A 14,179-nucleotide genomic window follows, 5' to 3' on the forward strand; every position below is an offset into this window, starting at 1 on the left:
CGGTCGCGGATCGATGACCCGCGGACCGCGCCTAGAGCGCCTCGGCGCCCGAAATGATTTCGATCAGTTCCTTGGTGATCTGCGCCTGCCGCTGACGATTGTAGGTGATCGACAGTTTGTTGATCATCTCGCCGGCGTTGCGCGTCGCATTGTCCATGGCGCTCATCTTGGCGCCCATTTCACCGGCGGCGTTTTCGAGCAGTGCCCGGAAAACCTGTACCGAGATGTTGCGCGGAATGAGATCGGAGAGGATTTCGCCCGGCTCCGGCTCGTATTCATAGACAGCGTTGCCGCCGTCGTTCGCCTCGGCCGGAGTCGAAGCCAGGCCGGCCGGGATGATCTGCTGCGCGGTCGGGATCTGGCTGATCACCGACTTGAACTGCGAATAGAACAGCGTGCAGATGTCGAAGGCGCCCTCGTTGAAGAGGTGGATGACCTTCTTGGCGATGGCATCGGCATTGACGAAACCAAGCGTCTTGACCTCGCGCAGATCGACACGGTCAATGATCAGCGATGCATAGTCGCGGCGCAGGATGTCGAAACCCTTCTTGCCGACGCAGATGATCTTCACCTGCTTGCCGTCGGCCAGCAGCTTGCGGATATGGTCGCGGGCAAGGCGAGCGATCTGCGAATTGAAGCCGCCGCACAGGCCGCGCTCGGCGGTGCAGACGACGAGCAGATGCACGTCATCCTTGCCGGTACCGGTCATCAGCGCCGGGGCATCGCCGCCGCCGCCGATTGCCTGGGTGATGTTGGCCAGCACGGAACCCATGCGCTCCGAATAGGGGCGCGCCGCTTCCGCGGCCTCCTGCGCACGGCGCAGCTTCGCCGCGGCGACCATCTGCATCGCCTTGGTGATCTTCTGCGTCGCCTTGACCGAGGCGATACGGTTACGAAGGTCTTTTAATGAAGGCATGCTTCAAACCTGATCCCGTCTTGCAATTCGCTCAAGCGAAGGTCTTGGCGAAAGCGTCGATCTCGGCCTTCAGCTTGGCGCGCAGATCGTCCGACAGCGCCTTTTCCTTGCGGATGGCGTCGAGAACGTCCTTGCCGGCCGCACGCATGTGGCTGAGCAGGCCATGCTCGAACTTGCCGACCTGGTTGACCGGCAGCTTGTCGAGATAGCCGTTGACGCCGGCGAAGATCACCGCGACCTGCTCTTCCGTCTTCAGCGGCGAGAACTGCGGCTGCTTCAGGAGTTCGGTCAGGCGCGATCCACGGTTAAGCAGGCGCTGCGTGGCGGCGTCGAGATCCGAGCCGAACTGCGCGAAGGCCGCCATTTCGCGGTACTGCGCGAGTTCGCCCTTGATCGAGCCGGCGACCTGCTTCATCGCCTTGACCTGCGCGGCCGAGCCGACGCGACTGACCGACAGGCCGACGTTCACGGCAGGACGGATGCCCTGGAAGAACAGGTTGGTTTCGAGGAAGATCTGGCCATCGGTGATCGAGATCACGTTGGTCGGGATATAGGCCGACACGTCGTTGGCCTGCGTTTCGATGATCGGCAGTGCGGTCAGCGATCCACCGCCCAGATCGTCGTTGAGCTTTGCGGCACGCTCGAGCAGGCGCGAATGCAGATAGAAGACGTCGCCCGGATAGGCTTCGCGGCCCGGCGGGCGGCGCAGCAGCAGTGACATCTGGCGATAGGCGACGGCCTGCTTCGACAGATCGTCATAGCTAATCAGCGCATGCATGCCGTTATCGCGGAAATACTCACCCATCGTGCAGCCGGCGAACGGCGCCAGGAACTGCATCGGCGCCGGATCGGAAGCGGTAGCTGCGATGATGATCGAGTATTCGAGCGCGCCGCGCTCTTCCAGCACCTTGACGAACTGCGCGACGGTCGAACGCTTCTGGCCGACGGCGACATAGACGCAGTAGAGTTTTTCCTTCTCGGGGCCGTTGTCGTGCACCGACTTCTGGTTGAGCATCGTGTCGAGGATGATGGCGGTCTTGCCGGTCTGACGGTCGCCGATGACCAGCTCGCGCTGGCCGCGGCCGACCGGGATCAGCGCATCGATGGCCTTGAGGCCGGTCGACATCGGCTCGTTCACCGACTTGCGCGGGATGATGCCGGGCGCCTTGACGTCGACGCGCTTGCGCTCGACTGCCTTGATCGGGCCCTTGCCGTCGATCGGATTGCCGAGTGCGTCGACGACGCGGCCGAGCAGACCGGGACCGACGGGGACGTCGACGATGGCGCCGGTGCGCTTGACGATGTCGCCTTCCTTGATGTCGCGGTCGGCACCGAAGATGACGACGCCGACATTGTCGGCTTCGAGGTTGAGCGCCATGCCGCGGATGCCGCCGGGAAACTCGACCATCTCGCCGGCCTGGACATTGTCGAGGCCGTAGACGCGGGCGATACCGTCACCGACGGACAGCACCTGTCCAACTTCGGAGACCTCGGCCTCCTTGCCGAAATTCTTGATCTGGTTTTTCAGAATTGCGGAAATTTCCGCGGCGCGGATGTCCATCAGCCGACCTCTTTCAGTGCAAGCTTGAGCGAATTGAGTTTGGTTTTGAGCGACGTATCGATCTGGCGCGAGCCCATCTTGACCACCAGCCCGCCAAGCAGCGACGGATCGACGGTGACGGAGATGGCCACGTCCTTGCCGGCAACGCTCTTCAGCGCCGCCTTGAGTTCGGTCTGCTGCGCAGCGGTCAGCTCATGTGCCGACGTCACTTCAGCAGCGGTTTCGCCACGATGTTCGGCGGCGATCTGGCGGAACGCCCTGATCATGCCGGGAATGGCGAACAGCCGGCGGTTTCTGGCGACGACGCGCAGGAAATTGCCGGTGAGGCCGGTAATGCCAGCCTTGTCGGCGATCGCCGCGATGGCCTTGGCCTGGTCCTCGCTGGAGAACACCGGGCTGTTGATCAGACGGGTAAGGTCCGCGCTGCCCGCGAGCATGGCTTCGAAGCTGTTGAGGTCGCCTTCGACCTTGGCGACGGAATTTGCCTGCAGGGCGAGTTCGAACAGCGAACCCGCATAGCGTTCTGCGACACCTGAGATTGGCGATGACGATTGAGCCACGGACCGTCTTTTCTCTTGTCTGACAGGCCGCAGATTGTTGGCGCGAGCAAAAACTCTGGCTAAATCTTTGACCTTACTGCATTTTTTCGAGCACGGAGGCGCGGCTTCCGCTATCCCCGGCCGAAAGTCGATTGCCGTCTAGCACAGGCATTTTAAGACCGCAATGCGTCGTTCCGCATGGTTTTCAGGCACTATTGTCGCATCCGGCGAAAGTCACCCGTCTTCCATCGCGGAATACCCAACGATTCAAGGCAGAAAGCCGAAGGCAAAGGCAAGCGGCAATGCCGCCAGCACCAATTCCACCACGATGGAAACCCAATTGAAAGGCGTGTTGGCGCCATCCGACATCATCGACAGCAGCCGGCCGAAGGCGGTGAACAGCCAGGAGAAGCCGAGCGCCATGTAGATCAGCGGCTGCGCCAAGAGGATGCAACACAAGCCGACGCCGAGATAGAAGCCCGACATCCTGCCACGCCCCTCGGCGATCGCCGCCGCCTTCTCGGGCTTGACCTGCAAACGCAGGGCACGGAAGGCGAGGCTCGGTGCCAGAAAAAACAAAAGCCCGAGCAGCACGGTGAAGACGGCGCTCGACCACGCCAGCCATTCGCCCTGGCTCGTCGGCCACGGAAGCGCAAAATCCATCTTGTCCCCTCGAAATGCCTGTTTTGAAATTCCGGGCATTCTAGCGGAGGAAAACCCCCGCGCCAGATGGCTGCCGGCACTTTAGGAACTTTAGGAGAAGCGTATCAACCGAGCGCGAATTCCACTGCCGCCTCGGCATGAATGCGCGTCGTGTCGAAGACCGGAATGTCGAAATCCTGCTGGCCGATGAGCATGGTGATCTCGGTGCAGCCCATGATGACGCTGTCGGCGGCATCTTCGCGGCGCAGGCGTTCGGTCTCGGCGATATAGGCCGCCTTGGAGGTTTCCGTGACGATGCCCTGGCACAATTCCTCGTAGATGACGCGATGGACCATGTCGCGCCCGGCGGCATCGGGCACGACCGGCTGCAGGCCGTATTTGTCGGCGAGCCGGCCCTTGTAGAAATCCTGCTCCATGGTGAAGCGCGTCGCCAGCAGTGCCGGCCGCTGCATGCCGGCGCGCTTGACCGCCACCGCCGTGGCGTCGGCAATGTGGATCAGCGGGATCGACACCGACGCCTGCACCTGATCGGCCAGTTTGTGCATGGTGTTGGTGCACAGAAGTAGGCCTTCCGCGCCGCCCGCCTCGAGCTTGCGCGCCGCTTCGACGAGAAGAACGCCGGCGCCCTCCCAGTCGCCATGATGCTGCCGCTCGGCGATCTCGGCGAAGTCGAACGACCACAGCAGCAGTTTCGCCGAATGCAGCCCGCCCAGCCGCGAGCGCACGATCTCGTTGAGCAGGCGGTAGTAGATCGCGGTCGATTCCCAGCTCATGCCGCCCAGAAGGCCAAGGGTTTTCATAAGGGCTGTTCCTTTGCTGGGTAGCCGCGATATTATAAACACACGAGACTATAAAGGAGGTCGTCGTGAAAACTATTGAGCTTCGGCAGGCCAAGGTGGGACTCTCGGCAATCGTCGGGGCCGCAGGAAACGGCGAGCCAACCATTATCACGAGAAACGGCAAGCCGACCGCCATGGTCATTCCGGTTGCTGAGGGGCGAAAGCTTTATCCGCAAGACAGCCAGAAAAACTTCGGGGACTTTTTGCTTCGGTATCCGGGCGGCATCGAACTTGAGCGAAATGAATCGCCATTGAGGGACGTCGAATTTTGATCCGCTCTCTATAAGCCCATTTACCGAGAGTGGCCGGCGGCGTTCAACTCACAAAAAGCTCTGCGGATCAATATCGACCTGCACTCTGACTGAGCCGCGCTGTTTTGGCCCGTTGGCCAGCATGGCCCTGATAAAACCTTGCATGTCGGCACGCCGTTCGCCCTGGATCAGCAGGCGGAAGCGATGGCGGCCGCCGAGCAGTGACAATGGCGCCTCGGCTGGCCCCAGTACGAACAGATCGGTGGCCTCCGGCGCGGCGCGGCGCAGGCCGCGAGCATGGCCCTCGGCTTCCGCCCGCGTCACTGCACTGACGATGACACCGGCCAGCCGCCCGAAAGGCGGCAGGGCCGCCCGCTCGCGCTCGGCGATCTCGCGCTCGTAGAAGGCCTCGGCGTCGCCGGAGACGATCGCCCGCATCACCGGATGGTCAGGCTGGAAGGTCTGCAGCAGGCCAAGGCTCTTCTTGCCGGTGCGGCCGGCGCGGCCGGTCACCTGGCTAAGCAGCTGGAAGGTGCGCTCGGCGGCGCGCGGATCGCCATTGGCAAGGCCGAGATCGGCATCGACGACGCCGACCAGCGTCATGTTGGGGAAGTTGTGACCCTTGGCGACAAGCTGCGTGCCGATGACGATGTCGGCCTCGCCATTGGCGATCGCCTCCAGTTCCAGCCGCAGCCGCCGCACGCCGCCCATCAGGTCGGACGACAAAACGATGGTGCGCGCGTCGGGAAAATGCGCGACGACCTCTTCGGCGATACGCTCGACCCCCGGTCCGCAAGCGACCAGATGATCGAGTGTCCCGCATTCAGGGCAGGCTTCGGGACGGCGCTCATTGTGCCCGCAATGATGGCAGACCAGCTGGCCGCGAAAGCGATGCTCGACCAGCCAGGCCGAGCAGACCGGGCAGCCGAAGCGGTGGCCACAGACCCGGCACAGCGTCAGCGGCGCATAACCGCGCCGGTTGAGGAACAGCAGCGACTGTTCCTTCCTCTCCAGCGTCTGGCGCATCTGGTCGAGCAGCACCGGCGACAGGAAGCCGCCGCGCGCCGGCGGTGCGCGCCGCATGTCGACCGCCTTCAGGTGGGGAAGTGCTGCCTCGGCGAAGCGGGCGGAGAGCACCGCCCTGGCGTAGCGCCCCTGGCTGGCATTGACCTGGCTTTCGACCGATGGCGTCGCCGACGCCAGCACGACCGGAAAGCTACCGATATGGCCGCGCACCACCGCCATGTCGCGCGCATTGTAGAAGACGCGGTCCTCCTGCTTGTAGGCAGGATCGTGCTCCTCGTCGACGACGATCAGGCCGAGCTCCTTGAACGGCAGGAACAGCGCCGAGCGCGCGCCGGCGACGACCCGCACGCCGCCCTCCGCCACTTGCCGCCAGACTTTTTCGCGCATCCGCGGCGGCAGGTCGGAATGCCATTCGCCCGGCTTGGCACCGAAGCGCTGCTGGAAGCGCTCGAGAAAGGCATGCGTCAGCGCGATTTCCGGCAGCAGGATCAGCACTTGCTTGCCCTGGTCGAGCGCGGCTGCAACCGCCTCGAAATAGACCTCCGTCTTGCCCGATCCGGTGACGCCGTCGAGCAGCGCGACATTGAACACGCCGGCTGCGACATTGGAGCGCAGCATCAGCGCGGCGTCGTTCTGGTCCGGCATCAGTTCCGGTATGGCGTAGCCGGGGTCGGGTGCCGCCACGACCGGGCGCGGCGGGATCATCACCGTCTCGAACACGCCTTGCGCCCTCAGCCCGTCGATCACCGTCGACGATACACCTGCGGCATGAGCCAACCCGGACCGCGTCCAGGCAAGGCCGCCTTCGGCCGTCTCCAGCACGCGCTCTCTGGCTCCCGTCATCCGATCGGGTACGAGAAGCGTGCGCTGCAGCCCCTCGATCCACGGTTCGGGATCGAATGCTTCCGGTGCCCTGAGCAGCATGCGCGCCACCATGCCCGGCGGCGACAGCGTGTACTGCGCCACCCAGTCGACGAAACGGCGCATGGCGCGGTCGATCGGCGGGCAATCGAAGACCTGCTCGATCGGGCGCAACTTCTTCGCATCGACCTTCTCGACCGCGCCATCCCAGACGATTCCGGCGACCTGGCGCGGCCCGAGCGGCACGCGTACGATCGAGCCCGGCACCACGCGCATGCCGGCGGGCACGGCATAGGTGTAGGGGCGTTCGGCGGGCATCGGCACCAGCACCGGTGCGGCTGCGACAAAGGGCGAATCTTCGATCATGAGGCGTGACCTTGCCCTGACTTTGGTCTAGATCAAAGGCCGACCCCGAATGTGCATGACATGCACATGAGAATCTTCAGGAGACCCGCCATGAAATTTTTTGTCGACACCGCCGACGTCAAGGATATCCGTGAGCTGAACGATCTGGGACTGCTCGACGGCGTCACCACCAATCCGTCGCTGATCCTCAAATCCGGCGGCAAGATCGCCGAGGTCACCAAAGAAATCTGCGACATCGTCAAGGGCCCGGTCTCGGCTGAAGTCACCGCCACCGAATATTCCGAGATGATGCAGCAGGCCAAGGCTCTGGCCAAGATCGCCGACAATGTCTGCATCAAGGTGCCGCTGACGCTGGACGGGCTGAAGGCCTGCAAGACGATCCGCAGCGAGATGAACCGCCTGGTCAACGTCACGCTGTGCTTTTCGGCCAACCAGGCGCTGCTGGCGGCCAAGGCCGGCGCCTCCTTCATCTCGCCCTTCGTCGGCCGCATCGACGACATCGGTATCGACGGCATGGAGCTGATCCAGGAGATCCGGCAGATCTACGACAATTACGATTTCCAGACCGAAATCCTCGTCGCTTCCGTGCGCACTGTGAACCATGTCAAGCAGGCAGCACTCATCGGCGCCGATGTCGTTACCGCGCCGCCGGCGACCCTGAAGGCGCTGGTCAACCATCCGCTGACCGACAAAGGCCTCGCCGCCTTCCTCGCCGACTGGGCAAAGACCGGCCAGAAGATCGGCTGAGATGGCGATCGGCTGAAGCCGCACCACTTTCAATCAGAAAAGGCCGGGGTACCCGGCCTTTTTAATGCGCTTCAGACGAAGTCACGCCGCCAAAGGAGTCCGCGGATCAATCCGTGCCGTCATCGTCAGGCGCGGTCACCGGTGGGCGCCGCCCCATGATGATTTCGCGTTTGCCGACATGGTTGGGTGTGCCGACCAACCCTTCCTTTTCCATACGCTCGACCAGGGATGCGGCGCGGTTGTAGCCTATGCCCAGGCGGCGCTGGATATAGGACGTCGAACACTTCTTGTCGCGCACCACCACCTTGACCGCCTCGTCGTAGATGGCATCACTGTCTTCGGCTGCAACCGATCCCTTGTCGAAGACCGCGCCCTGGTCGGCTTCGGCTTCTTCCTCATCCTCGTCGGCTGTCACGGTTTCCAGATATTCAGGCCGGCCCTGCGCCTTCAGATGCGCCACGACGTGCTCTACCTCCGCATCGGAGACAAAGGGACCATGCACGCGGGAGATGCGTCCCCCACCCATCATGTGCAGCATGTCGCCCTGTCCGAGCAGCTGTTCGGCGCCCTGCTCACCCAGGATAGTGCGGCTGTCGATCTTGGACGTCACCTGGAAGGAAATCCGGGTCGGGAAGTTGGCCTTGATCGTGCCCGTGATGACATCGACGGAAGGACGTTGAGTTGCCATGATCAGGTGAATGCCGGCAGCGCGCGCCATCTGCGCCAGACGCTGGATGGCGCCTTCGATCTCCTTGCCGGCAACCATCATCAGGTCGGCCATCTCGTCGACGATGACGACGATGTAGGGCATCGGCGCAAGGTCGATTTCCTGCTGTTCGAAAAGCGGCTCACCGGTGCCCTTTTCGAAACCGGTCTGCACCGTCATGACGACAGTCTCGCCCTTGTCGCGGGCAGCGGCGGCACGCTCGTTGTAGCCGTCGATGTTGCGCACACCGAGCCGCGCCATCTTGCGATAGCGGTCTTCCATCTCGCGCACCGCCCATTTGAGCGCGGTGACGGCTTTCTTGGGATCCGTGACGACGGGCGTCAGAAGATGCGGGATGCCATCATAGACGGAGAGTTCGAGCATCTTGGGATCGACCATGATCAGCCGGCATTCTTCGGGCTTCAGCCTGTAGAGCAACGACAGGATCATGGTGTTGATGGCAACCGATTTGCCGGAGCCGGTGGTTCCGGCCACGAGCAAATGAGGCATCTTCGCCAACTCGGCGATAACTGGTTCACCGCCGATCGTCTTGCCGAGACAAAGCGCCAGCTTGCAGCTGGTCTTGCGGAAGCCCTCCGATTCGATCAGCTCGCGAAAATAGACGGTTTCGCGCATCTCGTTCGGAAGCTCTATGCCGATGACGTTGCGGCCAGGCACGACGGCGACACGCGCCGAAATCGCCGACATGGAGCGGGCGATGTCATCGGCGAGCCCGATGACACGCGAGGATTTGACACCCGGTGCCGGTTCGAACTCATAGAGCGTGACGACCGGGCCTGGGCGAACGTGAATGATCTCGCCGCGCACGCCGAAATCCTCGAGCACGCTTTCCAACAGATCGGCGTTCTGCTCGAGCCGCTCCTGCGACATGTAGAAGCCTTGCCCCTCCGGTGGCTGCTGCAACAGCTCTTCCGAAGGAAGCTCATAAGGATCGCCCGCGGTTGACAGCACAATTTTTCCAGCCCCGGGCAAGCGGGGAGAGCGAGCGGCAGCGACCCTGACAGTGACGTCCACACCTGGCGCGGCCGGCGCTGGAACGGCATCGCTTTTAGCAGCGGGGATTGCCTCGGCCCGCAGCGGCGCGTTGCCCGCAGATACGTCAGGCTGGACGACGGCCTGGTTCGAATTGGCCGGCCAAACGTCCGGCAACGGCTTCGAGGCCTGGCCTGGAAGACATTCGATGACACGAAACAGCGAGGTGGCATCGGCCGCCATCGGCAGGCTGGTATCGATCCGCGCGGTGGCGGCAGGGGCAGATGAAGCTGGGCGGGCCTGCCGGGCCTGGGACGAAACATCGACCAGATGGGGCGCCATAGCCTCGAAGAAGGCGTGATCCGAAAGATAGGGCCAGCGCGGCTTTTCAGGAGTGGCCGGTTTGATCGGGACGCCCGGAGCGGCGGTCCCGCGCGCGGACGCTCGTCCTGTTGCGGCCGTCATCGGCGGCACCGTAGCAACGACGCGCGCCTGCTCTCTGGCGCGCGCCGGGGGAACGAAAGCCGCAGCCGGCGGTGACGGCCTTTGCGTTGCGGCTCCACGGCCGGCCAATGGCTGGGAGGCATGACTTTTCACCGACGCCGGCAATGCCAGGAGCGAGGGCGCGGAGGATGCCCCATCGGCCATGGCTTGCGCGGCTGCTTGCTGCGTTGGGAGCGCATCTGCATCGCCCTGTTCGACAACACGTTCGTGCTGCGGACGATGCTTCTTGGCCTCATAGTCTGGTGTGCGGGTAAAACGCACGTTGGGCGCGAGGAAGAAATATTCTTGCCAGGCAGGACTTTCGATATCGCCGATTTTCGAGGACGCGTTGCTCGCCTCCGCGCTACCCCTCGGCTCCATATAGGGCCGCTTGTTACCGCCGAGATCGACAACCGGCGCGGAATAGCCGGCCTGGTGTGTGCCGGACTGCCGGCCATCCAGTCCCTTGTGAGCCGTACGATCCGGATTGTCTGTCGCGGCTGAAGACGTTCGCTGACCGCCCCTGTCGCTGATGCCATCGAAACGCTTCACCCCGGGATCATCGGGCGATGCTGCCTTCAACAAATTGACCCGGGAAAAACGCCTGGCTTCCATTCTCAAGACTCACTCTGAACTGTCTGCCGAGCAATAGGGAGCGAGTGGTTAACAGTTGCTTCCCGGATGGGTCGGCAACGATCCTTGAGCAGCAAAATCGCCGTGACAGCCTCTACAAGCGACGAGGCCGGATCGTCATCTCACAGCGCACGCCGGTGGCGCGATCTGCTCGCTGTGCCATGGGGAGTTTGATGGCGTATCGTCGCGGCGATGCCGCACAAGCTCTATTCGGGAACCTGATCGGGGTCTCACGATCATCCCATCATGTGGGGGCGCTAGACCGATAAGCCGCGCTAGCCGGCCTTGCCGTGCCTGACCAGGTCCTGGGCGATCGACAATTGCAGCGCTTCGGCCAGTTCGCGCGCGGCGCGATTCTCGGCATCGATCTGCGCCCGGTATGCGGCGAACTCCTGACGCGGCCTGTCGAAGGACGAGGTGATCGAACGCTTGCCGGATGCGATGACCACACCGGACTTCGCATCGGACAGCGTATAGTTGCCAGTCAGCGTCACAGAACCGGCGGTCGGTTCGTCCTCGTTGGTTCCAACCTGCACAAGTGCCGCTGATTCGACGGCTTCGGTCACGCCGAGATTGAGCGAATAGGCCGGCGAAGCCGGCTCGCCGGCACCGCGTCCAAAGCCGAAAATCAGATCGTTGCGCACCTGCTTGGCATAACGCGAGCTGACCGGCTTGATGGCGATCGAAGCCAGTTCGGCACTGGCGCGCGCCTGCGAACCCGACAGCGACGCGCTCGAATAGAGCGGTCGCACCGTGCAGGCCGAGACAAGCGCGAGCGAGCCGACCAGGCCTGCGAACGCGATATGGCGCAGCACACGGCTCAGCCCTGTCTTTTCCCGATCAGGCAACGACATTGACGATCCTCTGCGGCACGATGATCACCTTGCGCGGAGCCTTTCCTTCGAGCGCTTTCTGCACGAAGTCGAGAGCCAATACCGCTTTTTCGACCGCACCTTGGTCCGCGTCGCGGGCAATTGTCAAATCCCCCCGCTTCTTGCCGTTGACCTGGACCGGATAGGTGACTTCGTTGTCGACGACCAGCGCCGGATCGAAGACCGGCCATGGCCGTTCGGCAACCAGATCGGTGCCGCCGAGCGTTTCCCAGCACTCCTCGGCCAGATGCGGCATGACCGGCGCGATCAGATGCACGAGGATCTCCACGGCCTGCCGACAGGCGCCTTTCAGCGCCGGGTTGGCCTTGCCTTCGGCCACCTCGTTGAGCGGCGTGGTCAGCGCGTTGGCCAGTTCGTAGATGCGGGCGATGGCTCGGTTGAAAGCGAGCTTCTCGATATCCTCGCCGACCGCCTTCAGGATCTTGTGGGCGGCCTTGGAAACCACCGCGGCCTCGCCGCTGCCGGCGGCCGCGGGCTCGATGCCGGCCAGCGTCTCGGCCGCCGTCGACACCAGGCGCCAGATGCGCTGGATGAAGCGATGCGCGCCGGCGGCGCCGTCGTCGGTCCATTCGACATCGCGCTCGGGCGGCGAATCCGACAGCATGAACCAGCGCGCCGTGTCGGCGCCGTAGCCATCGGTGATGTCTTCCGGGCTGACCGTGTTCTTCTTCGACTTCGACATCTTTTCCAGCGGGCCGATGGTGACGGCCTCGCCGGTGGCGATGTCGATGGCGCTGCGCTTGCCGTCGACGTCCTCCAGCCGAACCTCCGTGGGCGCCAGCCAGCGGCCATTCGATGCCGAGCCGACGCGATAGGTCTCGTGCACCACCATGCCTTGCGTGAACAGGCCCTTGAACGGCTCGGCCAGATCGACATGGCCGGCCTCGCGCATGGCGCGGGTGAAGAAGCGCGAGTAGAGCAGATGCAGGATCGCATGCTCGATGCCGCCAATATACTGGTCGACCGGCAGCCATTCATTGGCCGCCTTGGGATCGGTCGGCTCATGCGCCCACGGTGCCGTGAAGCGGGCGAAATACCACGACGAATCGACGAAGGTGTCCATCGTGTCGGTTTCGCGCCGCGCGTCCTTGCCGCATTGCGGGCACTTCACATGGCGCCATGTCGGATGGCGGTCGAGCGGATTGCCCGGCCGGTCGAAATCGACATCGTCGGGCAGCTTGACCGGCAGGTCGGCCTTCGGCACGGGCACCACGCCGCAATCCTCGCAATGGATCATCGGGATCGGGCAGCCCCAGTAGCGCTGGCGCGAAATGCCCCAGTCGCGCAGGCGGAAATTCACCTTGCGCTCGGCCATCGGCCGGTTACCGATGGTCTTCTGTTCCAGCAGCTTCGCCACCTCGTCGAAAGCCTGATCCGGCTTCATGCCGTCGAGGAAGCGCGAATTGATCATCACGCCGTCGCCGTCATAGGCTTCATCGATGATCTGGAAGCTCGCCGGATTCCCGCCTTCCGGCATCACCACCGGAATCACCGGCAGGCCGTATTTGTTGGCGAAGTCGAGGTCGCGCTGGTCGCCCGACGGACAGCCGAAAATGGCGCCGGTGCCGTATTCCATCAGCACGAAATTGGCTACGTAGACAGGCAGCGTCCAGCTGTCATCAAACGGGTGAACAACCCGGATGCCGGTATCAAAACCCTTCTTCTCAGCCGTCTCCAGCGCCGCCACGGAGGTGCCCATATGGCTGATATCCTCGATGAACTTCGCCAGCGCCGGATTGCTTGCCGCGGCCTTCTTGGCCAGCGGATGATCGGCGGCGACCGCCATGAAGGAGGCGCCGAAGATGGTGTCGGGCCGTGTCGTATAGACTTCCAGCTCATGCTCGCCATCAGAGGCGACGGCCAGCGGCCAACGGATCAGCAGCCCTTCCGAGCGGCCGATCCAGTTCTGCTGCATCAGCTTCACTTTTTCAGGCCATTCATCGAGGCCGTCGAGCGAATCCAGCAGGTCCTGCGCAAAGTCGGTGATCTTGAAGAACCACTGCGTCAGTTCGCGCTGTTCGACCAGCGCGCCCGAGCGCCAGCCGCGCCCGTCGATGACCTGCTCGTTAGCGAGCACCGTCATGTCCTCCGGGTCCCAGTTGACCTTGGAGGATTTGCGCGTCACCAGCCCCTTCTCGACGAAATCGAGGAACAGCATCTGCTGGCGGTGATAGTAGTCGACGTCGCAGGTGGCGAATTCTCGGGCCCAGTCCAGCGACAGGCCCATGACCTTGAGCTGCTCGCGCATGGTGGCGATGTTCTGGTAGGTCCATTCCTTGGGATGGACCTTGTTTTGCATCGCCGCGTTCTCGGCCGGCATGCCGAAAGCGTCCCAGCCCATCGGGTGCAGCACGTTGAAGCCCTTGGCCCGCTTGTAGCGCGCCACGACGTCGCCCATCGTGTAATTGCGGGTGTGGCCGATATGGATGCGCCCCGACGGGTAGGGGAACATCTCCAGCACGTAGTATTTCGGGCGCGGATCGTCATTGTGCGCTTCGAACAGCTTCTTGGCGTCCCAGGCCTTCTGCCATTTGGGCTCTGACGCGCGCGGATTGTATCGTTCGGTTGCCATGGGACGTTTTTCACTTAAAAGCATGCGCGAACTGCGGGCGATGGCTCGGCAGTTCAGGGAATGTGGTCCGGGTGTTCACCATGGTTTGGCAAACCCGTCAACCATATGGGTATCGCGTCTGACAAAAACG

11 protein-coding genes are annotated in these 14,179 nt (G+C 63.2%); 2 read left to right on the forward strand and 9 right to left on the reverse strand.

Annotated features, from left to right (window positions below; all coding sequences use genetic code 11):
• Positions 1 to 31: 31 nt before the first annotated feature.
• The 5 genes from NKI73_RS21465 to NKI73_RS21485 form a co-directional block, all read right to left on the reverse strand.
• Positions 32 to 916: a F0F1 ATP synthase subunit gamma gene (locus tag NKI73_RS21465; RefSeq protein WP_352632891.1), complete on the reverse strand. Its 885-nt coding sequence runs from the start codon at positions 914 to 916 to the stop codon at positions 32 to 34.
• A gap of 31 nt (positions 917 to 947) precedes the next feature.
• Complete coding sequence (gene atpA, locus NKI73_RS21470) at positions 948 to 2,477, reverse strand: F0F1 ATP synthase subunit alpha (RefSeq protein ID WP_352632892.1); 1,530 nt, start codon at positions 2,475 to 2,477, stop codon at positions 948 to 950.
• Complete coding sequence (locus tag NKI73_RS21475) at positions 2,477 to 3,037, reverse strand: F0F1 ATP synthase subunit delta (protein WP_352632893.1); 561 nt, start codon at positions 3,035 to 3,037, stop codon at positions 2,477 to 2,479. Before NKI73_RS21475 ends, atpA begins: the two co-directional genes overlap by 1 nt.
• A 246-nt stretch (positions 3,038 to 3,283) precedes the next feature.
• Positions 3,284 to 3,679 carry an AGROH133_08824 family phage infection protein gene (locus NKI73_RS21480; RefSeq protein WP_136622211.1) on the reverse strand — a complete coding sequence of 132 codons (396 nt, stop codon included), beginning with the start codon at positions 3,677 to 3,679 and terminating at the stop codon, positions 3,284 to 3,286.
• 104 nt (positions 3,680 to 3,783) lie between these two features.
• Positions 3,784 to 4,479: an aspartate/glutamate racemase family protein gene (locus tag NKI73_RS21485; RefSeq protein WP_352632894.1), complete on the reverse strand. Its 696-nt coding sequence runs from the start codon at positions 4,477 to 4,479 to the stop codon at positions 3,784 to 3,786.
• Positions 4,480 to 4,544: 65 nt separating this feature from the next.
• On the opposite strand from NKI73_RS21485, the gene NKI73_RS21490 reads away from it, so the two are divergent.
• Positions 4,545 to 4,790 (forward strand): type II toxin-antitoxin system Phd/YefM family antitoxin, encoded by a 246-nt coding sequence (locus NKI73_RS21490; protein WP_352629113.1) that lies wholly within the window; start codon positions 4,545 to 4,547, stop codon positions 4,788 to 4,790.
• A 48-nt stretch (positions 4,791 to 4,838) separates the two neighbouring features.
• On the opposite strand, the gene NKI73_RS21495 is transcribed toward NKI73_RS21490, so the two are convergent.
• Positions 4,839 to 7,022: a primosomal protein N' gene (locus NKI73_RS21495; protein WP_352632895.1), complete on the reverse strand. Its 2,184-nt coding sequence runs from the start codon at positions 7,020 to 7,022 to the stop codon at positions 4,839 to 4,841.
• Between the two features lie 90 nt (positions 7,023 to 7,112).
• Between NKI73_RS21495 and fsa the strand changes: the two genes are divergently transcribed.
• The gene (gene fsa / locus NKI73_RS21500; RefSeq protein WP_352632896.1) at positions 7,113 to 7,769 is read left to right on the forward strand and encodes a fructose-6-phosphate aldolase; all 657 of its coding nucleotides are present in this window, start codon (positions 7,113 to 7,115) and stop codon (positions 7,767 to 7,769) included.
• Positions 7,770 to 7,875: 106 nt separating this feature from the next.
• On the opposite strand, the gene NKI73_RS21505 is transcribed toward fsa, so the two are convergent.
• The 3 genes from NKI73_RS21505 to leuS form a co-directional block, all read right to left on the reverse strand.
• Positions 7,876 to 10,566 (reverse strand): DNA translocase FtsK, encoded by a 2,691-nt coding sequence (locus tag NKI73_RS21505; protein WP_352632897.1) that lies wholly within the window; start codon positions 10,564 to 10,566, stop codon positions 7,876 to 7,878.
• 293 nt (positions 10,567 to 10,859) lie between these two features.
• Positions 10,860 to 11,438, reverse strand: a complete 579-nt coding sequence (locus NKI73_RS21510) for an LPS assembly lipoprotein LptE (protein WP_352632898.1) — start codon at positions 11,436 to 11,438, stop codon at positions 10,860 to 10,862.
• The gene (leuS, locus tag NKI73_RS21515) at positions 11,425 to 14,049 is read right to left on the reverse strand and encodes a leucine--tRNA ligase (RefSeq protein ID WP_352632899.1); all 2,625 of its coding nucleotides are present in this window, start codon (positions 14,047 to 14,049) and stop codon (positions 11,425 to 11,427) included. The genes NKI73_RS21510 and leuS overlap by 14 nt, the downstream gene beginning before the upstream one ends.
• Between the last annotated feature and the right edge of the window lie 130 nt (positions 14,050 to 14,179).

This window comes from Mesorhizobium sp. M0496, assembly GCF_040321205.1.
In the GTDB taxonomy this organism is placed as follows: Bacteria; Pseudomonadota; Alphaproteobacteria; order Rhizobiales; family Rhizobiaceae; genus Mesorhizobium.